We start from the raw sequence: 22,291 nt of genomic DNA, 5'->3' as shown, positions 1-22,291 counted from the left end.
ATGATTCTTTATATTGCAGAAAAACCCAGCCTTGCTAGAGCTATCGCCGCCGCACTCCCTTCACCTCAGAAAAAAGAAGAAGGTTGTATTTGGCTACCTAATGGCGATTGCATCAGCTGGTGTATCGGTCACTTACTAGAGCAAGCGGAGCCTCATCAATACAACCCTGCCTATAAGTCTTGGAACCTGGATCACCTCCCTATTATTCCAACCGATTGGCAATGGCAAGAAAAAGCCAACACCAAAAAGCAACTTGGTATTCTGAAAAAGCTGATCAAAAAAGCAACGACATTAGTACATGCGGGAGACCCAGACCGCGAAGGGCAACTCTTGGTCGATGAGGTTTTGCATTACACCAAGGTTCCTGCGCAAAAATTAAAGAACACGAAACGCTTGTTAGTAAACGATTTAACACCCTCGGCCATTAAAAAAGAACTAAACAACTTACGCTCAAACAATGAATTTGCGGCCTTGTCACGTTCAGCACTAGGTCGTGCACGTGCCGACTGGCTATTTGGCTTGAACCTCACCCGCGCTTATACCATCAAAGGTCGCCAAGCAGGGTATCAAGGCGTTTTATCAATTGGACGAGTTCAGACTCCAGTATTAGGGCTGGTTGTTGCTAGAGACAAGGAGAGAGACGCTTTTATTCCTAAAGATTTTTATCAAGTATGGGCAAACATTCAGACACCTGAAGGCGCGGTATTCCAAGCCAAGTGGCTGCCTAGCGAGGCATGCCAGCCCTATATGGATGAAGAGAATCGAGTGCTCAGCTTGCCACTGGCAAAAAACGTTGCTAACCGTATTACTAATAAACCAGCGATTGTAATGGAAGCGAATTACAAGCAAAAAAAGCAAGCCGCGCCACTGCCCTACAGCTTGTCAGCCCTACAAATCGATGCTGCAAAAGCCTTTTCTCTTTCCGCACAGCAAGTATTAGATGTTTGCCAAACCCTTTATGAGCGCCATCAGATGATCACGTACCCAAGATCTGATTGCCGCTATTTACCGACTCAACAGCATAAAGACGCGCCTGCTATTCTTGCCGCTCTGGCTAAATCCGGTGGTGAAATCCAACAAGGTGCCCAACATGCTGACGCTTCAAGAAAAAGCAAAGCTTGGAATGATAAACAAGTCACAGCCCATCACGCGATCATTCCAACCAGTCAGGCACACAAGGCGGCATCGTTATCCAAAACAGAAGCTTTAGTCTTTAACTTGATTGCTCGTCAATATCTCATGCAGTTTTACCCTGAATACGATTACTTAGCGTCTTATATCAAGCTGGAAATCGAAGGCGGTCAATTTGAAGCAAAAGGCAACACACCGCTCGCACTTGGCTGGAAAGCTCTCTTACCAAGTAAAAAGAAAAATAATGACCCGGAAGATGAAAATCAAAATGAACTCCCAAAACTAAATAAAAACGAAGAGCTGTGGTGCACACAGGGACAAGTTCAAGAAAAAGTCACCACACCTCCCGCCGCATTTACTGATGCCAGCTTACTCGCAGCGATGACAGGCATTAGTCGGTTTGTCACAGACAAAGACATTAGAGCCATATTAAAGGACACCGACGGTCTTGGCACAGAAGCAACCCGAGCCAGCATCATAGAATTACTGTTCAAACGCGGATTTTTAATAAGACAGGGAAAACAAATTCACGCCAGCCAAACAGGTCGGGCCTTTATTGATTGTCTACCAGTACAGCTGGTCACCCCTGATATGACGGCAAAATGGGAGTCAGCTCTTAACAGTATCAGTGTAGGTGAAGCAAGCTATCAAGCTTTCATGGAGAGCTTAGAAGTCAATTTAAACCAACTGCTTAACGCTTCCAGAGACATGCCCACTTCCGCTTTGCAAAACTTGCCTCCTCCAACGAAGAACCCTTTTGCCAAACGTAAAAACACAACCAGTAGAAAAGCACCGAGCACAAGAAAAACAACAGGAGCAAAAAGCAGCAGCACAAAAACAAGAAGACGCTCGAAAGCGTCTTCTTAATAAAACTAGAAAGTTTTAAGCCGGCTAACAATCAACCGATGGCAAGCCACACTCCCACACCGATCATCAATGTACCGGCAATACGGTTCATTATGCGCACATTTCCGCTTTGCATAAGAAGCGACTTCAGAGTTCTTCCACCTGTTGCGTAAATCAGCAAACAAATAAATTCCAAAGTAAGGATTATACTAATCAGCACAATAAGCTGACTTGCGAGAGAATGGCTTGCATCCAAAAATGGCGGCAATAAGGCAACAAAAAAAGCCCAGCCTTTCGGGTTAGCAATTGCAGTAACAAAACCTTGGGAAATCAAATCCAAACGCGATGCAGGCTTGCTTTCTTCTGAGTCGGCTTTAATCGCCATTTTGCCTTTAGACAGCCACATTTGCAGACCGACATAGGCAAGATAAGCACCGCCAAGATATTTTAATACAACAAATACACTAGGGTAATTCAGTAGCAATGCAGCAACGCCAATAGCCGATAAAATAGCCACCATGGCAACACCCACTAGCTCGCCTAGCATCATCCATAGAGCACGTTTAACGCCAATCGTCATTCCTAACGTCATCGCTAATGTCATACACATACCCGGTGTAACAGACACGAAAAAGAAGGTCGGTATAAAAGCCGACAAAAGCGCAAAATTCACAGAAAGTCCTTTATAAAAATGGTGAGTATTGGGAAATGACAAAATTGTCACGACTGCGATTAACTAGCAAGCAGAAAATATCAATAATAAGGTCAATCAGGCGATTAGATTTTACTAGAAGCGTTTCTTTTGCTGGAAAGTAGATTCTTCCATAAATTTGTTCCATTCATCGTCAAGTTCTTCTTCGCCTGCGGTATCCATATCACGGCTAACTTCCTCTTCCGCCTTTTGCAAGATAAGGTCATCTTCTATTTCCTGAATCAATTCTTGTAATTTCAGAATGGTAGCCTGAGCTTCAGCAGAGTCTTTAATGGGGTTTAACTGTGCAAGCGCTTCTTTGTATTTTTCTAAAGCGTCACTGATCTGCCCACTTAAAAATGCCTTTCGAGCAAGATGGGAATGGTAATCTGAGTTTACTTTGTAATGAAAAAAATCAAGCAGCTTTTTATAGCGATTAGCTACATCTGCATCGATGTTCTTTTCTTTTTGCGCGAGGATTAAGTACGATTTGAAGGACTCAAACATACGTCTGACTTCAATAATCGCTAACTCATCATTCATCGGTTTAGCACGCCGCTTCTGTTTACTTGCTTGAAACTCTTTCATCTCAGTGGCCAAATTCTGTCGACGACGAGTCAAGGTTGCATCGGGCTGCAAGGCAATAAGCTGATCATGAAGAGCAATCATCCTAGAAAAAAGCCACAGCTTCATATCCTTAGGTTGATACTGAGGAGGCATTTCATCAAGATATCGACGCACTTGGCGCAATTGATTGTTTAGAGCTGCCACTTTACGTAACTTCTCTAATCTTGCTTGCTCTTTAAGCTGTAGAAAAATTGCAAAAGCAATAAATCCACCGATAACCAGCAAAAGTACCGTGATGGTGACAGCAGTCATATAGTAGGTTTTTTTACCTTAACATTGTTAATGGAACCGTTTTATTGCGCTATTTCTAACAAAATAGATTGTTCCAAATCATTTCTGCTTAAGCTCTGCCTTATCCTTTTTTTGCAAACAAAACTTCTTCAACATCCTGTATCGGTTTTAAAGGCGCGCCGTCTCTTTTTTAAAAAAAGCTTGTCATGGAAAACATTCTCGTAGCCCAAAAGAGAAAAGCACAATCGAACAAATCGTCTTCTACATTTAATCGAGTTTACTTAACTTAACCAACGTGTCTCACTATCAAAACACGCATCACTTAACAGCAATATCGTATCACCGAGCAGCACAATACTTTGGAAGGCATTTTAAGTATAGACTGAAGTGGATTGAAGGTTAGTCTAAATTTAAACAAGCAATACTAGTTTATATAACACCCTTTCCCTCTTGAAAACAAAAAAAGACCAGAAATACTGATCTTTTGTTGTTTATAGAGAGGGCTTTTCTATCGAGAAACGGAAAAACCAAGCAACATATAAAAGATAGCTGCCGACAATATTGCAGAGGCAGGTACTGTAATTACCCAAGCCGCAGCAATACGCAACAGAGCAGAACGTTTAACTAACTCTTTCTTAGTCGCTTTCTTAAGGCCTTTACGTTCAGCGGAAGAAATTGGCGAAGCGGCTTGTGCAGCTTTCAATTCTTTCAAGATCGCGCGCTTTTCAGCAACATCAGCCTGCGTGAATCGTCTTACGAACTCTTGTGTTTGCTGGCCATTGTGACCTGCAGATTCAGAGTGAGAGATAATTGACGCCAGTTTTTTCTCATAAGACTGCTTCAAATACTCACGCAAGAAGCCCACACCAAAGATACCACCCACAGCAATATGCGTAGAACTAACAGGTAAGCCTAGTTGCGAAGCAATAATAACGGTAATCGCTGCAGCCATTGCCACACAGAAAGCACGGGTCTTATCCAATTCCGTAATTTCAGAACCAACAGTTTTAATCAGCTTAGGACCAAATAGTGCCAAACCAACGGCAATACCGATACCACCTACCATCATAATCCATAGCGGAATAGTGGCTTTTCCAGATACAGCGCCAGTCAATAAAGCATCGTTAATCGCTGCTAATGGTCCAATTGCGTTTGCGACATCGTTTGCACCATGGGCAAAGCTCAACAGTGCAGCAGACACAATAAGAGGCAAAGTAAATAAGCTATTCACAGCGTCCTTATCATTTTTCAATGCCGCCGCAGCTTTGTCTACCATTGGGCGAATAAAGAAATAAACGGTTAATGCAATAGCAAAAGCAATCAAGGCTGCGGTGATGAAATCCAATTCCCACAGCTTTTTCAAACCTTTCAAGATAAGGTAAGTAGAAAACGCCCATACCATCATGCCAACAAGTAGAGGCACAACTTTTTTGGCTGCATCAATCATGTCATTTTTGTAGGTAATAGAACGCTTTATATAGAACAAGAACAACGCCGCGATGACACCACCCATAACAGGTGAAATAACCCAGCTAGCAACAATAGCAATTAATTTGTCCCAATTAGCGATATCCAAACCACCAGCGGCAACACCAGCGCCAAGTACACCACCAACAATAGAGTGAGTTGTTGAAACGGGTGCGCCTAAGTAGGTGGCTAAGTTTAACCAAATAGCACCCGCTAATAGTGCTGCCATCATCACCCAGATAAAGGTTTCAGCATCACCAATAGAGTTAGGGTTAATAATGCCATTTTTAATCGTACCAACGACATTACCACCAGCAATTAACGCCCCAGCAGCTTCAAATATAGCGGCAATTAATATTGCACCTGTCATCGACAAAGCTTTAGAGCCAACGGCAGGACCAACGTTATTGGCAACGTCGTTTGCGCCGATGTTAACGGCCATGTAAGCACCAATGGCAGCAGCAATAGCCAAAATAGATAAGTTAGAAATCCCTACGCCATTCGCTGAGGCATAAAATCCAGATAGCATCACAAATGCTAACGCAATTAGTACACGGATGTACTCATGACCACTCAGTAAAGTGGATTCTTCTTTCGGGTTATTTGTAAGATCCATAAGGGCTCTTCTTTCTATCATTAATCTTTGCCAAACCACTACTGACCCAAGGCTAGCCTGAGTAGGTAATGACATGCTCATCCCAGCATTTAAATTTCATCTGGCTCTCAAGTCATCCCATTACATTTTGGTGAAATGTAAATTTCGCGTCATTCTACACTGGGAGTCTACAGATAAAAACCCCTAAACTTTTTCAGTACAATAGTACGCGCTGAGATAAAAAAAAGTGCCTATCAAAGGCACTTATTGCAAAGATACTACAGAAATGTGACCGATTTATTACAGGCTATATTTTATAAAAAAATTAGCACTCAATCACATTCACAGCTAGACCACCACGCGATGTTTCTTTGTATTTGTCATTCATGTCTCTGCCTGTATCTCGCATCGTACGAATAACCTTATCAAGAGATACGTAATGAGTGCCATCTCCACGAAGCGCCATACTTGCCGAGTTGATGGCCTTTATCGAGCCCATGGCATTCCGCTCTATACATGGTACTTGCACCAACCCACCAATAGGGTCGCATGTTAATCCCAAATTGTGCTCCATACCGATTTCAGCAGCGTTCTCAATTTGCTCAGGTGAACCACCCGTTGCCGCCGCAAGTCCTGCTGCTGCCATAGCACAAGCAGAGCCAACCTCTCCCTGACAGCCGACTTCAGCACCTGAAATAGACGCATTTTCTTTGAACAGTAAACCGATTGCCGCTGCGGTCAAAAAGAAATCTATAACCCCCTCTTCACAAGAACGTGGGCAAAACTCCCAGTAATAATGCAACACCGCAGGGATTATACCCGCAGCACCATTTGTTGGAGCGGTAACAACACGCCCACCACCCGCATTTTCTTCGTTCACTGCCAGGGCATAAAGGTTAACCCAATCCATTGCCCCTAAAGAAGGAGTAATCATATCCATACGAGTTTTGCTGGTTAAATCTCGATAAAGGCTCGCGGCTCTTCGTTTAACTTTCAAGCCACCAGGCAAAATCCCCTCATGACGAATGCCTTCTTGAACACAGGACTTCATCACAGACCAGATAGAAAGAATGCCCTGTTTTATTTCCTCTTCCGTTCTCCAGTACTTCTCATTCTCCATCATAATCTGAGCGATAGTTTTGTCATTATCTCGACAAAGCTTAATAAGCTCCTCAGCACTATGAAATTCATAAGGAAGCCTTGTTGTGTCTTCAACTAATTCTACATTTCCATGCTCGTCTTCTTGGACAATGAAACCACCGCCAACAGAGTAAAAAGTCGCTTGATGAAGCGTATTGCCTTGTACATCAAATGCAACCAGCACCATGCCATTCGCATGAAAATCGAGGCGATCAATTCGATGATAAATAAGATCCGTCGAAACATTAATCGAGATAGGGTACTGTGCTAATAGATTCAGCTTTGAAGATGCTTCAATTGCCGCTACTCGTTCATTGACACCGCTAGGGTCAATCAGCTCAGGCAACTCACCTTCCAGTCCCATCAATACAGCTACGCCTGTTCCGTGTCCCTTGCCTGTTGCACCGAGCGAACCGTATAAGTCTATTTTCAAACGACTTACCTTTGATTCCAGATTAAGGTTTTGTATTTGATGAGCAAACTGGTTCGCCGCAATCATAGGGCCAACAGTATGGGAACTAGAGGGACCAATCCCTACCTTAAAAAGATCAAATAAACTGATTGCCATCGCTTTATTCCTCTGTCGATCAATGTTTCTCGAACGACATTTAAGTTGTATAACACGGACTACTAATGAGGCGAAATTATCACTTCTTAGATGAAGTTTCCAATCGGAAACTTCATTTTTTCAGCTATATAACGGCACATCTAGCAAAGAGGCAAATTTATGACGTTTCAAGACTAGTTGTACAAAAAATAAAAGCCTGCTTAAAAACAAAAAAAGCCAGTGTGAGTGACACACTGGCTTAGCTCAAAACAGTCAACAAATAGAAATGCAGACTATTTGTATCCTTCTATCCGAACTTAAACGTCCACAGGGTTAGAAAAAGCCCAAAGGATTGATGTCGTAGCTAACCAACATATTTTTTGTTTGTTGATAATGCTCTAGAGCAACCTTATGCGTTTCACGACCCACACCCGATTTTTTGTATCCACCAAACGCAGAGTGAGCAGGATATTGGTGATAGCAATTCATCCACACGCGACCCGCTTCTAAGTTACGTCCCATGCGATAGGCAAGGTTTGTGTCACGCGTCCAAACGCCAGCACCTAGGCCAAATTCACTATCGTTGGCGATAGCAAGTGCTTCCGCTTCATCTTTGAAAGTGGTTACACTGACCACTGGTCCAAAGATCTCTTCTTGGAAAATACGCATTTCATTAGAACCTTTAAACAAGGTTGGCTGAACATAAAACCCCTTGTCTAAGCCATCGACAGCTTCAATATCACCGCCAATTAATAACTCTGCGCCTTCTTTCTTACCAATGTCGATATAACTCATTATTTTATCAAATTGCTGCTTCGACGCTTGAGCCCCAACTTGCACTTCGGTATCAAGTGGATTACCACGCTTAATGGTTTTGGTACGCTCAATAACTAGCGCCATGAAATCATCATAAATTGATTCATGAACCAAAGCACGAGAAGGACAAGTACATACTTCCCCTTGGTTAAAGAAGGCTAACACTAGACCTTCCACGCACTTACTAATAAAAGCGTCTTCCTGCTGCATAACATCAGCAAAATAAATGTTAGGTGATTTTCCGCCCAGCTCAACCGTAGACGGAATGATGTTTTCAGCAGCGCATTTTAGGATATGGGAACCCACTGGCGTCGAGCCAGTAAAGGCGATTTTGGCAATACGTTTACTGGTAGCAAGCGCTTCACCAGCTTCTTTACCGTAACCATTAACGATATTCAGCACACCCGGCGGCAACAAGTCTTGAATCACTTTGATTAATTCTAGGATAGACGCAGGTGTTTGCTCTGCTGGCTTTAGAACCACACAGTTTCCTGCTGCAAGCGCTGGAGCCAGTTTCCATGCAGCCATCAAAATCGGAAAATTCCACGGAATAATTTGACCTACAACCCCTAATGGCTCATGAAAGTGATACGCCACAGTATGTTCGTCTAGTTCAGCCGTACTGCCTTCTTGTGCTCGCAAACAGCCAGCAAAATAACGGAAATGATCGGCAGCTAAAGGAATGTCTGCATTTAAGGTTTCACGAACCGCTTTGCCGTTATCCCAAGTCTCTGCCACAGCAAGGGCTTCTAAGTTTTGCTCGATGCGATCGGCAATTTTTAGCAAAATATTGGAGCGATTTGTAACTGATGTTTTTCCCCATGCAGCACGTGCCGCGTGTGCCGCATCCAATGCAAGGTTAATATCTTCTTCAGTAGAACGAGGAATTTGACAGAACACTTCACCGTTAACAGGACTAATATTGTCGAAGTATTGACCTTTAACAGGGGCAACCCATTCGCCGCCGATAAAATTACCGTACTGAGCTTCAAAGGAAATAAGGCTACCGTTAGTACCAGGTTTGGCGTAGATCATAACACTCTCCATTTTTTGTTGTTTTTCATTAACACTGGAACTAAGAGTAGGAAGAAAGCGAACAGAAAACTTGCCTGTGAGTCCATGAAGTTTGTCTAGCAATCCATTTCTGCTCTGCTTTTGTATTGACCCATAAGCAACCAAGAGTGATTATAAGAAGAGAGTTCGCTACGTCACACAATTAGAATAAAAAATATTAAGACGAAAGGGGTGTGTAAATGAGTCGCTCTATCTCGACAGAGAAAACATTGATGCAACACAAACGTGCGCCAATTCAACTGATCGAAAACCGTGTCTGCTTCGCAGGACCACATTCAGAATTGAGTATTTACGATACCTATGAGCAGGCCCAAAAAGTCAGCTTAAAAGCCGATACCTTGCTTTATTGCGGCATGGTCACTGGAGCAAAGGTCATGCATACCAAAGAGCATGACAATATTCCATTTCTGCCCCACGAATCTTTCATCTTAGCGCCTGAAGAGGAAGTCTTTATCGATTTCCCAGAGGCTCAGTACCAGAACCCAACCACTTGTTTGACCATCGCTATTTCACAAGAAAGAGTCGCGCAAATATGTGACCGCATGAATGACATCATGGTATCCGCATTGCCTTCAGGTAGCCCTATCGACCCAAACCAACATCTACATACATTACATACTCAAGCTACCCAACAAATTATCGACCGTCTTACCAGTGACTTTCTACGCAATGACCCAGACAGAGACTTGCTTGTTGATTTTGGCGTTAGTGAGTTGGTTACTCGCATTATTAGGCATCATGGTAGAGATGCCCTATTGCGTTTCACGCAGCATTCACCTGACGCAACAGGCTTAACCTGCGTCATCCAATGGATTGAACAAAATCTCGCCCAACCAATGGATATTAACTTACTGGCTAAGATGGCTTGCATGAGTCGCAGCCGTTTCTACGAAAGCTTTAAACGACAACTTGGTTGTACACCGTTAGAGTATCAGCACCAGCGCAGAATGAGCCGTGCCTATGAACGCTTACAAGAAAAACGTTCAGTGACAGAGGTAAGTTATGAAGTGGGCTATTTAAGCTTGAGCCACTTTAGTCGACGCTTTCATCAACACTTTGGGATATCCCCAAGACAAGTCACTCAAGCCAAACTCAATTCCTAAAAGAATTGGCTAAAAAACATGTTTTAGTTTCTGTTTACAATAAACAAAAACCACCAGCATAAAGAGTAACGCAAACATCAGCCCAAAAAATGGCACCAACTGACCTAGCTGATACAGTGACGCCAAAATAACCGGACCTAGCGCGGCGCCCAGCCCTTGCATTGATGCGTTCATACTGGCCAAACGACTCTGTTGTTCATCTTTTACCAAGAGAGTTTGTGCGGTCACTATCCCAGGAAATAAGAAGCCAAAACCTGCACCAAATAACCCCATCGCGATCAGCACACCTGTATACGAATCCAAATAGATAAACGCCAGTTGTGCAAGCACTCCAATCCCCACACCAGAAAACATAAGCGTGACAACACCTAGCTGGAATCGTGGAACCAAGATCATTTGCACTAAAATACTAAAACAAGACATGGTCATCATCGCAAACCCTAAGTGATGAGTCGTTTGCGCGACGTCTAATTGAAACCTATCCTGAATCAAAAAGCTCATGATTTGCTGTACGCCAGTCATTGATAAAATCGATAAAGAGGACATAAACAAAAATGGCATGACGGGCTGAGCAAGCCAATTTATTGCCGGTGGTTTTTCTCGTTGTCGAACATGCTTAGAATCTCTTACGAACAACACCACCAACAACGCCGCACTTCCAGCCAAAAGAGCAATGATATAAAAAGGCGCCGTCAATCCTAAGCTACTCAGTAAAGAAGCAAAGGCAGGACCTAAAATCATTCCTATACTGAAAGATGCACCGATCATCGCAATTGTTGAACTACGGCGTTTGATATCAGTATGCGCAATCAAATAGGTTTGAATAGAAGGCAAAACCCCCGCAATACCAAGAGAAAAAACAATACGTAATACAAACACAAAATAATAGGTTTGCTCTGCGGACAAATTTCTAGCGAGCGCTTCTTGCAGAACAAAACCGGTTAAGGCAATCGTCACCGCGTAACTGCTCATCCCGATAATGACAGAACGCATTCGACCAATTCGGTTAATAATACCGCCCCATAGAAAAGCAGCTACTACAAATGTCGCTGCGCCCGCTGTGATGAGTGTACTAATTCGAACATCAGCCAAACCAATCTCACGACCAATAGGTGGCAACGAGGTGAAAATAAACGATTGCCCGATTCCCACCGCCATCAAACAAGACAGCAAGAGCCAGCGAGATATTTTTTCATTAAAAGTATTAGGATTTTGAGAGGTATCCAATGTGATTCCTTAGTGTCAAACTGATCGATTAATCTACAAATAGTGTCGATTAACTTAAAACAGGCTTGGGGTATAAGCTTGTTAGTTTCTTAAGGGCAATTTATCATCCTGATAAAGCAGACGACTATATTACCATATTCTTGGTAAAATTTATGGCTCAATCTGTGCAAGCATTCACGAATAAGGCGATAAAAAGTCCATGCCACCACTGTTTAAACACCCTAATTTTGTTCACTTCTGGATTGGGCAAATCGCCTCTTCATTTGCCTTTCAAATGCTCAGTGTTGGTATTGGATGGCAAATGTATGATCTCACCAATAGCCCAATGGCATTGGGGCTAGTGGGACTTTGCCAGTTTCTCCCACAGTTACTACTAACACTGGTTGTTGGTCACGTAGCAGACCGCTATAACCGTCGCCTTATTTGTGTTTGTACACGCTTTACCATGGCGATGACGGTTGGCATTTTGGCCTATGGAAATATCACTGACAGCATTTCCGCCAATATGATTTACCTTTGTGCCGCGCTTCTTGGCACAGCAAGGGCATTCGAAATGCCAGCAAATCAAGCCATTCTTCCAAATCTTATACCCAATGAATTATTGTCACGCGCTGTTAGCGCCATCGCCTCTGCACGTGAAATCTCGGTGATTGCGGGTCCTGCGCTTGGTGGCTTAATTTACCTAATTGGACCAACCACGCTTTACCTTTCCAGCATGAGCTGCTTTTTAGTTTCTTGCGTGATTATGTTTTTCTTACATTACAACTTCATCGTGGAAACTAAGTCTCCTATAAGTATGGAGCATTTGTTTGGTGGGCTGCGCTTCATCCGAGGTAATAAAGTCATTTTGGGGTCTGTATCACTGGATATGTTTGCGGTGTTATTAGGTGGTGCTACCGCCTTACTGCCTATTGTGGCAAAAGACATTTTGCATACCGAAGCATGGGGGCTTGGTTTACTAAGGTGTTCACCAGCGGTTGGCGCTTTACTCATGTCTATCTATTTGGCACGCCGACCTTTGACCCATAGCGTGGGCAAAATCATGTTTGCTGCGGTTGCCGTATTCGGCGTGGCGACAATTCTATTTGGGCTATCTGAAAATCTTATTTTATCTATGATCGCGCTGGTCTTGCTTGGATCATCAGACATGATAAGCGTGGTCATACGCTCTACATTGGTTCAATTAGAAACACCTGACGACATGCGGGGCCGAGTCAGCGCAGCCAACTCTGTCTTCATTGGCAGTTCGAATCAACTTGGAGAGTTTGAGTCTGGGGTCACCGCAGCATGGTTTGGCGTTGTGCCCGCGATTATAGTTGGCGGTGTTGGCACCATTGCGGTTGTGGGATTATGGATGTACTTGTTCCCCAATTTATTAAAACGAGATACCTTGGAACAATAAACACCTTAAAGTGCTCAGCGTTTCCCTTACTGATCATTTTAGGCTTTCCGCTCTTAAAATGATCAGTAATATGCGGCTACTTAAACCATTTACGTTTCTCTTTTTCGATGGTTTTCCATTTCCAATTTGGTGCTTCGCCTTTCCAGACATACATACCCAGTAAGCCAATCGTACAAACAACAACAGCCATAGCCCAGTTGAGCAACTCAACTTTTGGATCGAACTTGAAACTCACCAGCATCACAACCAAGCAATAGGTGACCAGCACACTCCACCCTTGCCACGTAGCGGGCTTACCCCAGCCCCAACCATTGTCTTTTGCGGGAAACCACACATTTTTTTTATCGGTCATATCCGCCTCTCTATATCATTCATGCTACCAACTAAGATAAGCATTCTAGCGCTAGTGCAAGCCATAAAAAAAGAGCCATTCTTAAATGGCTCTTTTTTTACATTATAGACACAACTCTAGTTTGTCATTTATCGAGCTAGAAACTCACCACGTGTTTTATCGCTGCGTTTAAACAAACCGCCTAATGCTGTCGTTTGAGTAGATGAACTTGCGTCCATTACGCCACGCGCTTTCACACAATAATGCACAGCATTGATGCTGACCGCTACATTGTCTGTTTCAAGCAGGGCTTGTAATGTCACCAAAATTTGCTGTGTTAAACGCTCTTGAACTTGTGGACGTTGCGCAAAAAAACGAACGATACGGTTTATCTTAGACAAACCAATGATCTTGTTCTTAGGCAAATACGCTACTTTCGCCAAACCATCGATCGTAACAAAATGATGCTCACAAGTGCTGGTAAAGCTGATGTCACTCACTTTTACCATCTCATCCACTTTCATTTTATTTTCAATCACAGTGATTTTTGGAAACTGGGCATAATCCAAACCTGAGAAAATCTCTTTTACGTACATTTTAGCAATACGATGAGGCGTTTCAGCCAAACTATCGTCGGTCAGATCCAACCCAAGAGTCGATACCACATCTTCAAATGCGCTTTTAATTCGCTGATATTTTTCTTCGCTTGTTAGGCCGTTATCAATCATAGGGGTTTCTAAACCACTTTTGATTAGGGCATCACGCACTTTGGTTGCCTCACTAGACAACTCAAGGCGATTTAAATTGGTTTGCTTAGCTAGATTAGCTTCCATCTCTTTGTCCTACGTTTCATAACCCTGTCTCATGACATGAAGGCGTTCAAAATAAAGAAGTCTTAATTTGGCGATTAAACCAAATGTCGTCCTCCGTCTAGTGACAAGGTTCGACCTGTCATATAAAGACTGTCTAATATGTACTGTACGGCTAGCACACCTTCTTGCTCACCTGGCTCTTTGCGAAGCAAAGATTTACGCAATGCTTTGCTACGATAATCGTCATCATCACCACTGTTAAACATCAGCAATGATGGGGCAATGCTATTCACTTTAATGTGTGGTGCAAATCGCTTGGCAAATGAGCTGGTCAAATTCGCTAAGCCTGCTTTGCTTGCCGCATAAGCAATGTGCTTATCACTGCCTTTTTCAGCCACATAATCGGTCATGTGGATAATATCTGCTTGCCCATCTTGCTCAGCGCCCGCACATAATAATGCTTCAAAGGCGAGATTTATACGATAAGGTGCAAATACATGCACTTGCCACATATTTTCCATTAATATTGCCGTATTCGAGCAGCCTTCTTCAGACTCCCACTCTGACGCATTGTGGATAATGCCCCCAAGCGCCGAATACCGTTCCAATATATTAGACGTAAACGAATCAACCCCTGCAGAAGTTGAAAAGTCAGCCTGTATACAAGTAATACCTTGTTCTTCTAAAACCGCGATGTCTTTTCGTGCTTTCCGGTAAGTGATAATGACGTTGTAGCCTTTGGCCACCAATGCCTTAGCACAAGCAAGACCTAAACGTTGTCCCCCACCGGTAATAATAATCGGCATTTTACGTATCATTCGCGTCCATTCCTACAAAGTTTGCTGTGTTGACCGCATCAAATAATAATGCCTGATTTAGTCTAATATTTTCTTTCTGCTAATCTCAATACGTACTCAATCAAAAAAAAGATCATCTTATTATCATCTAAGCACGTTTTATCTGCGTATCTATTGAACCACTTTTAAGAACCCAGTTCTAAAGTATGCGTTACTCACTTTTATAAGCTAAAAGGAAGGGAATTGTAATGACTTTATTGACAGAGAAATCAACAACGAAACCACTATCAACCGATAGCATTCCGCAAGAGGCATTTGACTGGTATGACGAATACGCACATGGTGATATTGATCGCCGAACATTTCTATCAAGACTGGGCACACTAAGTGTTACTGGCTTAACACTCTCTGTCGTTGCAGGGGCACTCACACCAAACTATGCATTAGCAGAACAAGTGTCATTTAACGATCCAGACATAGTCGCAAGCTATGTTGAGTATGATTCGCCAAATGGCCATGGTCGAGCTCGTGGATATTTAGTAGTGCCCAAAAATGTAAATGCAGACAACAAAGCAGCAGCTGTCCTAGTGGCTCATGAAAATCGTGGTCTTAACCCTTATATTGAAGATGTCGCGCGCCGTTTAGCAAAAGTAGGTTTTATTGCGTTTGCACCAGACGCATTGTTTCCGTTAGGTGGCTATCCTGGTAATGACGATGAAGGCCGAGCCATGCAGAAAACCCTAGATGGTAATAAAATTGAAGGGGATTTCATGGACGCAGCCAGCCTACTCAAAAACCATTCATTTAGCACAGGTAAAGTCGGTATGGTGGGCTTCTGCTATGGTGGTTATTTAACGAATACGTTAGCGGCGGCTATGCCGGATACCATTCATGCGGGTGCGCCTTTTTATGGAACGCCAGCCAAATCCCAAATAGATAAGATAAAATCACCACTGCAGTTGCATTTCGCTGAATTAGACAAGCGCGTTAACGATACTTGGCCTGATTACGAAAAAGCACTAAAAGCGAATAACGTGGACTACACCGCCTACATTTACCCTAAAACCAACCACGGTTTTCATAATGACTCAACCGCACGTTACGATGAGAAAAATGCCGAACTGGCGTGGAATCGTACTGTGGAATTTTTCCAGCAGACGCTTAACAGCTAAACACTAGATATCCGTAAAAACAATGCTACAGCCTAACATTAGGCTGTAGCATTTTTCACTCGAGGCTTGGCTATTGCGGCACTCTTGTTCACTGGTAACGAAAAATCAATGCCACGAACATTAGGGGTTTGTCGCCACAAAGACTCACATAAGTCAGACAAACTCACATCATTTCCAGACTGCAACCAATCCACCACGGCGCGGGCCACATTAGGATACGATATCTGAACCACTCGACTCGTTTCGAGCCATTCTTGGATAATATGCGAATTCAACACATCACTCGTTTTTGCCACGCCTAATGATTCTAAGGCGATTGCATTCGAATGCTGCTCAATTTGACCTTTTAAAGGCTTGGCCAAAATACGACGCCCAAGTTGTAACGCCTCTGAATTCAATTCAAAACCTGCATTACACAATACCGACTCACATTCACTAAGATTCTTTTGAAACAAGTCTCGGCCAAATGGAAAGACTTCCACATTGCCATAAACACCAGGGTCAATATCTTTACAATGCAATCGAAAGCGGTAATTAGGCACACCTTCTAACCACTCCAGCACCGCTTCACTGTTTTCAAAGGGAAGGTAAACCAAGACAGAGCCAGAATCTGGCCTATTGTTTATCTCTTGAGCGTGAATAAGTGGTGGTAAAATAGGATAGCCAAAATGATGCCAATGGGCGCCTAACTGGGTTGTTGTTGGTGCAAAGTTCGCCATCACCCATTGAGCCACACGATTTTTCTTATAGCGAGGTATGTCATATTTGAACGCATACTGGTGACCGAACCCAATACAGGGAACACCTTGTCGCCTTGATGCCCATGCCACTATTGGCTCAAAATCCGTAATCACCAGATCGTAGCCGCGCGTATCTAACGAGCGGATGTCACGATACAATCTAGCAAACTTTGCTCTTTTACACGTTGAATAGAGATCCAACTGACCATCTCGGGCAACAAAACTTAATCCCCGAAATGTTCTGTAATTACCGAACACTGCCATATCAAAATAGTCTTCAGGTGGTCGGCCTGAAAACACAAAATCAACGTCAATACCCGCTAAGTGCATTTCTGCCGCCATTGCCCGCGCACGAGTAATATGACCGTTGCCGGTTCCCTGAACGCCATACAAAATTTTCATACCAACATCCCTATAGCCACAGCGGCACAGGTGCTACCTAACAAGGCGCCGATTACTGTATCCGTTGGAAAATGCACACCAAGAAAGATGCGTGATAAGCCGACATTTGCAGCCCAGAAATACAGCATAAGATTCATACTCGGGAACCATTCTGACACACAATATGCGATGAAAAATGCGCCAGATGTGTGCCCAGAAGGAAAAGAAAATTGGTCGGAGGGGATAATGAAACTACTAAAGTTATCCAGTGCATCGGCGGGACGATTGCGCTTAAAACCTTTTTTCATTACAAGGTAAACAATGCGCTCAAGCAAAAAGCCCACACCCATTACCAGTACCAGCTCCTTGTAGCCAGTAAACCAGAATAAAAGCGCCGCCACGGCATAAAATGGGCCATCGGCAGAAAATGAAATAGCACGCCCTAAGCGAGTTAACACCGCCCTATGTTTGCGGGCCATACACCAAGAAAAAGTTAGTACGTCAACGGCGTGGATATTCTGAAGCAGGTTCATACTTATCACCTCACTGGTTTTTGTCTTGTTTTCAACATAAACCAATAAAATGTCCATTCCATGGCATTCTTGTGACAACTTAGTGACAGCTAGATTAAGCGATCAGACCATCCTACTCGCACTTTTGACTCTTATTAATATGGGTATGACGGATATCACTTTATAACCAATTGGTAAGCATAATCCCTATTCCCAAAGACTGTGTCTGATGGTTGTAGTCCAATAAAGATTGTCCATATCCATTAAAATATTGTACATATCCGCGCGTTTTTCCCCACAACGGGAAGGTAAAACCAACTTGAATCGCACCTCGATTATCCGATGACTTTAGGTTATTTCTTAACATCACATCGATCGTATAATCATCAATCACATGAATTACATTAAATTCGCCATAGCCGTAATAGTTTTCAATGTTAGGGTTATCATCTAATTCTGCACTTTCAGGAATGCGGTACCAAGGCTTGAAAGAAAAAGCGGTATCGCCTTTCTCAAACATGAAGTCCACGTAAAACCGATTCCAAGAACGAGACAAGTCACCCGATTGACCATTCGACTGATGATTAAAGCCATAGGAGATATAATTAGGTTTAATGCCTAAAAAGCCATTTTTGGGCTTGGTTACAATAAAAGCTTCCGGCTCATGATTGGTATCACGAAATGGCGCGGAAATACCGCTGTTGTAAGCTTGCCAGTATGCCTGTTGTGAATAAGCAAACCACAAACTGGTGTCACGCCCTACAATGTCATAAGCGACAGGAAATTTCACACTCAACTGAAACTTGAATTCTACGCTGTCTAACTTTTCAGAATCCGCTTGATCACCCAAAAATGCACGATCATTCGGATTAGAAGTGTAGGCAATTGGCAAAAAATAATTCGGTTTATGGGGAGTCAATACAAAAGGGTTGCTGGATGTCGCTGTTTCTCTGCTTTCTCTCTGTTTAAACAACCCGTTGGCTTCTCTTGCTCGCTGGGTAATAGATTCAGGCACTTCTGGTTCTTCTGGCGAATAAGGCTCAGACACCTCTTCTTGGGAATGACTAACACCTTGCTCTAGCGTTGATTCTTCAGAAAGATTTTCCGTATTAGTCTCAGCCCAAAGCAAACTAGGAATAAGCATCATTGAGCATACAATGGCTTTCATCAATATATCCTTACAAGCGACCTATATGTCATTGTTATTGAGATAGAACGACCCTTTTTACATAGGTATCTGTTTCCATTTCACTCACTTCCACAGAGAAACTAACATTCTTTAGTGGAAATTGTGTTAGTGCTTCTAGAACCAAATGAGAAAGTTGCTTTCTTTGCTCTACCGTTCGCCCTGATAACACCTTCAATGTCACATGGACAAAAGCATCTTCCTGACCACCGGTCAAAAAGTTTTTATACGGGCAGCTGCGCAACTTAATATCTTCAACAGAGAAAAGTGTTGAGGCAATGCATGCGTCTTTCACTGCTTCTAAAAGGTCAGCAGGCGGCACTTCTTGCTCTAAATTTTGGCTGTACTCAACAATACAATGCGGCATAGCAAACTCCATTTTTAGATAGATTTGATAATTAAAAGTTGGTTTTCTAAATCAGTACCCTAAAACAGGGTCTACCGCTAAAGGTATTTCAGCAGTCAATCGATAGTGATTGATATGTTTGGCAACAATGCTACTTGCACTGGAAGGACTCGTTGGGGCTGAAATATGTGGCAATACGCTGACTGAAGGATGCTCCCAATAACGATGCTCTTGCGGCAATGGTTCTTGCATAAAAACATCCAATACCGCGTGAGACAATGCGTTGCAGTCTAGCCTTTCCAATAAAGCGTCATCATCGATAATCGGCCCCCGAGCAAAATTAATAATACTTGCCCCAACAGGTAAATGCGCCAATCTCTCGCGATTCAATAGCCCCTTTGTTTGTGCAGTTAAAGGCAGCAGACAAACAATGATATCACTTTGACTCAATAATGAAATCAACCCACTTTCGCCATGCAAACACGAAACACCATCAACCTGCTTTTGATTACGACTCCAACCCGAAACCGAAAAACCGTTATTCGCTAATCGCTGCGCGCTCAATTTGCCTAACTCACCTAATCCCAACACGCCAATTCGTCTATCTTGGGGGAAAACCATCGGCTGCCCTATCCATTGCTTTTTGCTTTGCTGCTGTGCGTAAGTTGGCATATCTCGGTGCAAAAATAATGTCCACGCTAATACCGCCTCTGACATGGTCGCTGCCAAATTTGGATCAACTAACCTAACGATAGAAAACCTAGGGGAAGATAGCTCCTGCACCATACGTTCAACACCAGCCCATACACTGTGTACCCAGCGTAAAGAAGGGAGCTCTAGCAAATCTTGAGGATCAGGATTGGCAACAATCGCAACATCACAGTCTTGCTTTTGCTCTGCGGTTAATTCAGACAGCAAAGCAATCTCTTCATGAGGCATGGCTTTAGACAATTCCTCAACCCAAACGGCTTGCTCTGATAAAGCACTTCGACTAATAAAAGGAATCATTTGGCGTACACCTGAGCCATATCCTTAAAACCTTTTAGCTCAATGGCATTACCACTTGGGTCTTTAAAAAAGAGAGTCCATTGCTCCCCAGGCATGCCTTCAAATCGGACACTCGGAGCGAGATCAAATGCGACATTTGCTTCCGTTAATCGTTTGGCGACCTTTTGCCATTCCTCCAACGGTAGAATCAAACCAAAATGCGGCATAGGAACAAAATGTTCTCCTACACGCCCTGTATTGGTCGTTGGGCTTGGTTCACCAAGATGCAGTGACAGTTGGTGTCCATAAAAGTCAAAATCGATCCAAGTCTCGGTACTTCGCCCTTCTGTACAACCTAGAACCTGCGTATAAAAGTCGCGAGTTTCTTCCAAAGAAGTAACATGAAAAGCGTAATGAAACAAAGCAGACATACTATGCCCCTAACAAAAAATTGAGACTAAAACATACAGCACGAAGGGAAAAAGTAAACATGAGGCCCCAAAAGAGACCTCATATACTTGTCATTAAATTAAAAAATACAGGACATAGACCGGCACAACAATTTATTGTAAGCGCTCTTCTTTCGAAATAGCCTCTTCTTTCAACGCTGTCATATTAATGTATTCAGGGCGGACATTAGGTAGCGGGTTAGCATGTGAAAATAGCTGTGAACGGCTTTGGTTCTCGATAATTCGAACATGGGAACGGTTTAATTCTCTTGGTTCTTTTACGCCACAAGAATGGGCGATCATACCGATACCATGTAATAGTTCGGCTGCGTAATTTGCCACTCTCTCAGACTTTTCAGCCGCGACTAAGCCCTGTTGTAAATCGGGGTTATGAGTCGTTATACCAGTTGGACAAGTGTTTTTATTACATTGTAATGCTTGAATACAACCAAGTGAAAATAGAAAACCTCGCGCCGTTACAACAAAATCAGCACCAGCACTTAAAGCCCATGCCGCTTTACCAGGAACGATCAACTTACCAGACGCTATAATTTTGATATAACGACGCAAACCATACGAAGTCACAATATTCACAACAGTCGGTAAACTCTCACGCAAATGCATCCCCACATAGTCCATCAAAGGTTGTGGAGCGGCTCCTGTGCCACCATCAGAACTGTCAATAGTGATAAAGTCAGGACAATACTCGATGCCTTTTTTATGGATTAACTCGCATAAGGTTTCAAAAAACGTCAAATCCCCAACCACCATTTTAAAACCAACGGGTTTAGAAGTAACTTGACGTACATGATGAACCATATTTAATAAGTCATCGATGGATTTTATATCGACATGACCATTTGGACTGATGGAATCCTCACCCACTGGAATACCACGAGTATGCGCAATCTCTTCCGTGACTTTTGCTCCTGGCAACATACCACCCTTGCCTGGCTTAGCCCCTTGACTCATTTTAATTTCAAACATTCGCACATTTTGATGCTCAGCTAAACTCGCCAGCTTGGTATCGTCCAGATGCCCTTCATTATTGCGCACACCATATTTTGCCGTTCCAATTTGAAAAACAATATCGCAACCACCTTCAAGGTGATAAGGGGACAACCCACCCTCGCCTGTGTTCATCCAAATACCTGCTTTACGTGCTCCTCTTGATAGAGCCTGTACCGCAGGTTTCGACAAGGCACCAAAACTCATCCCTGAAATATTGACCACGGAGCGAGTTCTATAAGGCTTTTTGGCAGTGTATTCACCAATACAAATCTCTTTTGGCTGTGCAGCGTCTTCCTCCAAAGTTGGAAAAGCACAATTCAAAAAGAAAATATCACCAGGGGTTTCAAGAGAACGAGTCGAGCCAAAAGCAATAGTGCTATCGACATTTTTTGCTGCACGATATGCCCAAGAGCGTTCTGCCCTGTCGAAGGGGTGCTCTTCCCGATCCATAGCAAAAAAGTATTGTCGGAAAAACTCTCCGATATGCTCAAAGATATAACGAAAGCGGCCAATAACAGGATAGTTCCGTCTAATGGTATGAGACGTTTGATGGGTATCAACCCAATACATCACCACCACAGAGACCGCAGCCACAAACAGCAAAAACACAAACAACAATGCACCCCAATGAATGGTCACCGTTGCTAACGAAGACAAGAAGTCCATAGCA

The 22,291-nt window shown here is 43.1% G+C and carries 20 protein-coding genes; 4 read left to right on the top strand and 16 right to left on the bottom strand.

Features of this window, described 5'->3' with window-relative positions; translation table 11 throughout:
- Complete coding sequence (locus tag C1X04_RS05180) at positions 1-1,998, top strand: DNA topoisomerase III (RefSeq protein WP_137169336.1); 1,998 nt, start codon at positions 1-3, stop codon at positions 1,996-1,998.
- 31 nt (positions 1,999-2,029) lie between these two features.
- Here the strand turns inward: C1X04_RS05180 and C1X04_RS05175 are convergent, their stop codons facing one another.
- The 5 genes from C1X04_RS05175 to C1X04_RS05155 all read right to left on the bottom strand — a co-directional run bounded on the left by C1X04_RS05175 (position 2,030) and on the right by C1X04_RS05155 (position 9,126).
- Positions 2,030-2,650, bottom strand: coding sequence for a LysE family translocator (locus tag C1X04_RS05175; RefSeq protein ID WP_175404900.1), 621 nt, complete (start codon positions 2,648-2,650; stop codon positions 2,030-2,032).
- A gap of 114 nt (positions 2,651-2,764) precedes the next feature.
- Complete coding sequence (locus tag C1X04_RS05170; RefSeq protein ID WP_110571510.1) at positions 2,765-3,547, bottom strand: hypothetical protein; 783 nt, start codon at positions 3,545-3,547, stop codon at positions 2,765-2,767.
- Between the two features lie 487 nt (positions 3,548-4,034).
- On the bottom strand, positions 4,035-5,609 hold the full coding sequence (locus C1X04_RS05165) for an inorganic phosphate transporter (protein ID WP_137169335.1): 1,575 nt from the start codon (positions 5,607-5,609) through the stop codon (positions 4,035-4,037).
- Positions 5,610-5,913: 304 nt separating this feature from the next.
- Positions 5,914-7,296: an L-serine ammonia-lyase gene (locus C1X04_RS05160; RefSeq protein ID WP_137169334.1), complete on the bottom strand. Its 1,383-nt coding sequence runs from the start codon at positions 7,294-7,296 to the stop codon at positions 5,914-5,916.
- Positions 7,297-7,608: 312 nt separating this feature from the next.
- Entirely contained in the window at positions 7,609-9,126 is a 1,518-nt protein-coding gene (locus tag C1X04_RS05155) for an aldehyde dehydrogenase family protein (RefSeq protein WP_110571507.1), read from the bottom strand.
- A 218-nt stretch (positions 9,127-9,344) separates the two neighbouring features.
- Between C1X04_RS05155 and C1X04_RS05150 the strand changes: the two genes are divergently transcribed.
- The gene (locus tag C1X04_RS05150) at positions 9,345-10,268 is read left to right on the top strand and encodes a helix-turn-helix domain-containing protein (RefSeq protein ID WP_110571506.1); all 924 of its coding nucleotides are present in this window, start codon (positions 9,345-9,347) and stop codon (positions 10,266-10,268) included.
- A 9-nt stretch (positions 10,269-10,277) separates the two neighbouring features.
- Here the strand turns inward: C1X04_RS05150 and C1X04_RS05145 are convergent, their stop codons facing one another.
- Positions 10,278-11,495, bottom strand: coding sequence for an MFS transporter (locus C1X04_RS05145; RefSeq protein ID WP_254682334.1), 1,218 nt, complete (start codon positions 11,493-11,495; stop codon positions 10,278-10,280).
- Positions 11,496-11,694: 199 nt separating this feature from the next.
- On the opposite strand from C1X04_RS05145, the gene C1X04_RS05140 reads away from it, so the two are divergent.
- Positions 11,695-12,897: an MFS transporter gene (locus tag C1X04_RS05140; protein WP_137169333.1), complete on the top strand. Its 1,203-nt coding sequence runs from the start codon at positions 11,695-11,697 to the stop codon at positions 12,895-12,897.
- A 76-nt stretch (positions 12,898-12,973) separates the two neighbouring features.
- Here C1X04_RS05140 and C1X04_RS05135 read toward each other — a convergent pair whose 3' ends face one another.
- The 3 genes from C1X04_RS05135 to folM all read right to left on the bottom strand — a co-directional run bounded on the left by C1X04_RS05135 (position 12,974) and on the right by folM (position 14,858).
- Positions 12,974-13,249: a hypothetical protein gene (locus C1X04_RS05135; RefSeq protein ID WP_110571504.1), complete on the bottom strand. Its 276-nt coding sequence runs from the start codon at positions 13,247-13,249 to the stop codon at positions 12,974-12,976.
- Between the two features lie 128 nt (positions 13,250-13,377).
- Positions 13,378-14,061 carry a GTP cyclohydrolase I FolE gene (gene folE, locus C1X04_RS05130; protein WP_110571503.1) on the bottom strand — a complete coding sequence of 228 codons (684 nt, stop codon included), beginning with the start codon at positions 14,059-14,061 and terminating at the stop codon, positions 13,378-13,380.
- Between the two features lie 74 nt (positions 14,062-14,135).
- Entirely contained in the window at positions 14,136-14,858 is a 723-nt protein-coding gene (folM, locus tag C1X04_RS05125; RefSeq protein ID WP_110571502.1) for a dihydromonapterin reductase, read from the bottom strand.
- A 227-nt stretch (positions 14,859-15,085) separates the two neighbouring features.
- Here folM and C1X04_RS05120 point away from each other — a divergent pair, with 227 nt between their 5' ends.
- Positions 15,086-16,009: a dienelactone hydrolase family protein gene (locus C1X04_RS05120; protein ID WP_110571501.1), complete on the top strand. Its 924-nt coding sequence runs from the start codon at positions 15,086-15,088 to the stop codon at positions 16,007-16,009.
- A 38-nt stretch (positions 16,010-16,047) separates the two neighbouring features.
- Here C1X04_RS05120 and C1X04_RS05115 read toward each other — a convergent pair whose 3' ends face one another.
- From C1X04_RS05115 to C1X04_RS05085, 7 genes are all read right to left on the bottom strand, one after another.
- Positions 16,048-17,151, bottom strand: coding sequence for an MJ1255/VC2487 family glycosyltransferase (locus C1X04_RS05115; RefSeq protein WP_110571500.1), 1,104 nt, complete (start codon positions 17,149-17,151; stop codon positions 16,048-16,050).
- The gene (locus C1X04_RS05110; RefSeq protein ID WP_110572755.1) at positions 17,148-17,663 is read right to left on the bottom strand and encodes a phosphatase PAP2 family protein; all 516 of its coding nucleotides are present in this window, start codon (positions 17,661-17,663) and stop codon (positions 17,148-17,150) included. Before C1X04_RS05110 ends, C1X04_RS05115 begins: the two co-directional genes overlap by 4 nt.
- A gap of 160 nt (positions 17,664-17,823) precedes the next feature.
- Positions 17,824-18,810: a phospholipase A gene (locus C1X04_RS05105; RefSeq protein WP_137169332.1), complete on the bottom strand. Its 987-nt coding sequence runs from the start codon at positions 18,808-18,810 to the stop codon at positions 17,824-17,826.
- A gap of 34 nt (positions 18,811-18,844) precedes the next feature.
- On the bottom strand, positions 18,845-19,195 hold the full coding sequence (locus tag C1X04_RS05100) for a 5-carboxymethyl-2-hydroxymuconate Delta-isomerase (RefSeq protein WP_110571498.1): 351 nt from the start codon (positions 19,193-19,195) through the stop codon (positions 18,845-18,847).
- Positions 19,196-19,246: 51 nt separating this feature from the next.
- On the bottom strand, positions 19,247-20,182 hold the full coding sequence (locus C1X04_RS05095) for a glyoxylate/hydroxypyruvate reductase A (RefSeq protein WP_137169331.1): 936 nt from the start codon (positions 20,180-20,182) through the stop codon (positions 19,247-19,249).
- Positions 20,179-20,592 carry a VOC family protein gene (locus C1X04_RS05090; protein WP_110571496.1) on the bottom strand — a complete coding sequence of 138 codons (414 nt, stop codon included), beginning with the start codon at positions 20,590-20,592 and terminating at the stop codon, positions 20,179-20,181. Before C1X04_RS05090 ends, C1X04_RS05095 begins: the two co-directional genes overlap by 4 nt.
- 132 nt (positions 20,593-20,724) lie before the next feature.
- The gene (locus C1X04_RS05085) at positions 20,725-22,287 is read right to left on the bottom strand and encodes an FMN-binding glutamate synthase family protein (protein ID WP_137169330.1); all 1,563 of its coding nucleotides are present in this window, start codon (positions 22,285-22,287) and stop codon (positions 20,725-20,727) included.
- Positions 22,288-22,291 lie beyond the last annotated feature (4 nt).

Origin of the sequence: Marinomonas sp. FW-1 (assembly GCF_005222245.1) — a bacterium.
Taxonomy (GTDB): domain Bacteria; phylum Pseudomonadota; class Gammaproteobacteria; order Pseudomonadales; family Marinomonadaceae; genus Marinomonas; species Marinomonas alcarazii.
This window is presented reverse-complemented; position numbering and strand designations above follow the sequence as displayed.

Coding starts and splice junctions, on each gene's coding strand:
- folE (WP_110571503.1), bottom strand. CDS start 14,061: ATGGAAGCTAATCTAGCTAAGCAAACCAATTTAAATCGCCTTGAGTTG.
- C1X04_RS05140 (WP_137169333.1), top strand. CDS start 11,695: ATGCCACCACTGTTTAAACACCCTAATTTTGTTCACTTCTGGATTGGG.
- C1X04_RS05105 (WP_137169332.1), bottom strand. CDS start 18,810: ATGAAAGCCATTGTATGCTCAATGATGCTTATTCCTAGTTTGCTTTGG.
- C1X04_RS05150 (WP_110571506.1), top strand. CDS start 9,345: ATGAGTCGCTCTATCTCGACAGAGAAAACATTGATGCAACACAAACGT.
- C1X04_RS05170 (WP_110571510.1), bottom strand. CDS start 3,547: ATGACTGCTGTCACCATCACGGTACTTTTGCTGGTTATCGGTGGATTT.
- C1X04_RS05135 (WP_110571504.1), bottom strand. CDS start 13,249: ATGACCGATAAAAAAAATGTGTGGTTTCCCGCAAAAGACAATGGTTGG.
- C1X04_RS05085 (WP_137169330.1), bottom strand. CDS start 22,287: ATGGACTTCTTGTCTTCGTTAGCAACGGTGACCATTCATTGGGGTGCA.
- C1X04_RS05110 (WP_110572755.1), bottom strand. CDS start 17,663: ATGAACCTGCTTCAGAATATCCACGCCGTTGACGTACTAACTTTTTCT.
- folM (WP_110571502.1), bottom strand. CDS start 14,858: ATGATACGTAAAATGCCGATTATTATTACCGGTGGGGGACAACGTTTA.
- C1X04_RS05160 (WP_137169334.1), bottom strand. CDS start 7,296: ATGGCAATCAGTTTATTTGATCTTTTTAAGGTAGGGATTGGTCCCTCT.
- C1X04_RS05120 (WP_110571501.1), top strand. CDS start 15,086: ATGACTTTATTGACAGAGAAATCAACAACGAAACCACTATCAACCGAT.
- C1X04_RS05090 (WP_110571496.1), bottom strand. CDS start 20,592: ATGTCTGCTTTGTTTCATTACGCTTTTCATGTTACTTCTTTGGAAGAA.
- C1X04_RS05180 (WP_137169336.1), top strand. CDS start 1: ATGATTCTTTATATTGCAGAAAAACCCAGCCTTGCTAGAGCTATCGCC.
- C1X04_RS05115 (WP_110571500.1), bottom strand. CDS start 17,151: ATGAAAATTTTGTATGGCGTTCAGGGAACCGGCAACGGTCATATTACT.
- C1X04_RS05155 (WP_110571507.1), bottom strand. CDS start 9,126: ATGATCTACGCCAAACCTGGTACTAACGGTAGCCTTATTTCCTTTGAA.
- C1X04_RS05100 (WP_110571498.1), bottom strand. CDS start 19,195: ATGCCGCATTGTATTGTTGAGTACAGCCAAAATTTAGAGCAAGAAGTG.
- C1X04_RS05165 (WP_137169335.1), bottom strand. CDS start 5,609: ATGGATCTTACAAATAACCCGAAAGAAGAATCCACTTTACTGAGTGGT.
- C1X04_RS05095 (WP_137169331.1), bottom strand. CDS start 20,182: ATGATTCCTTTTATTAGTCGAAGTGCTTTATCAGAGCAAGCCGTTTGG.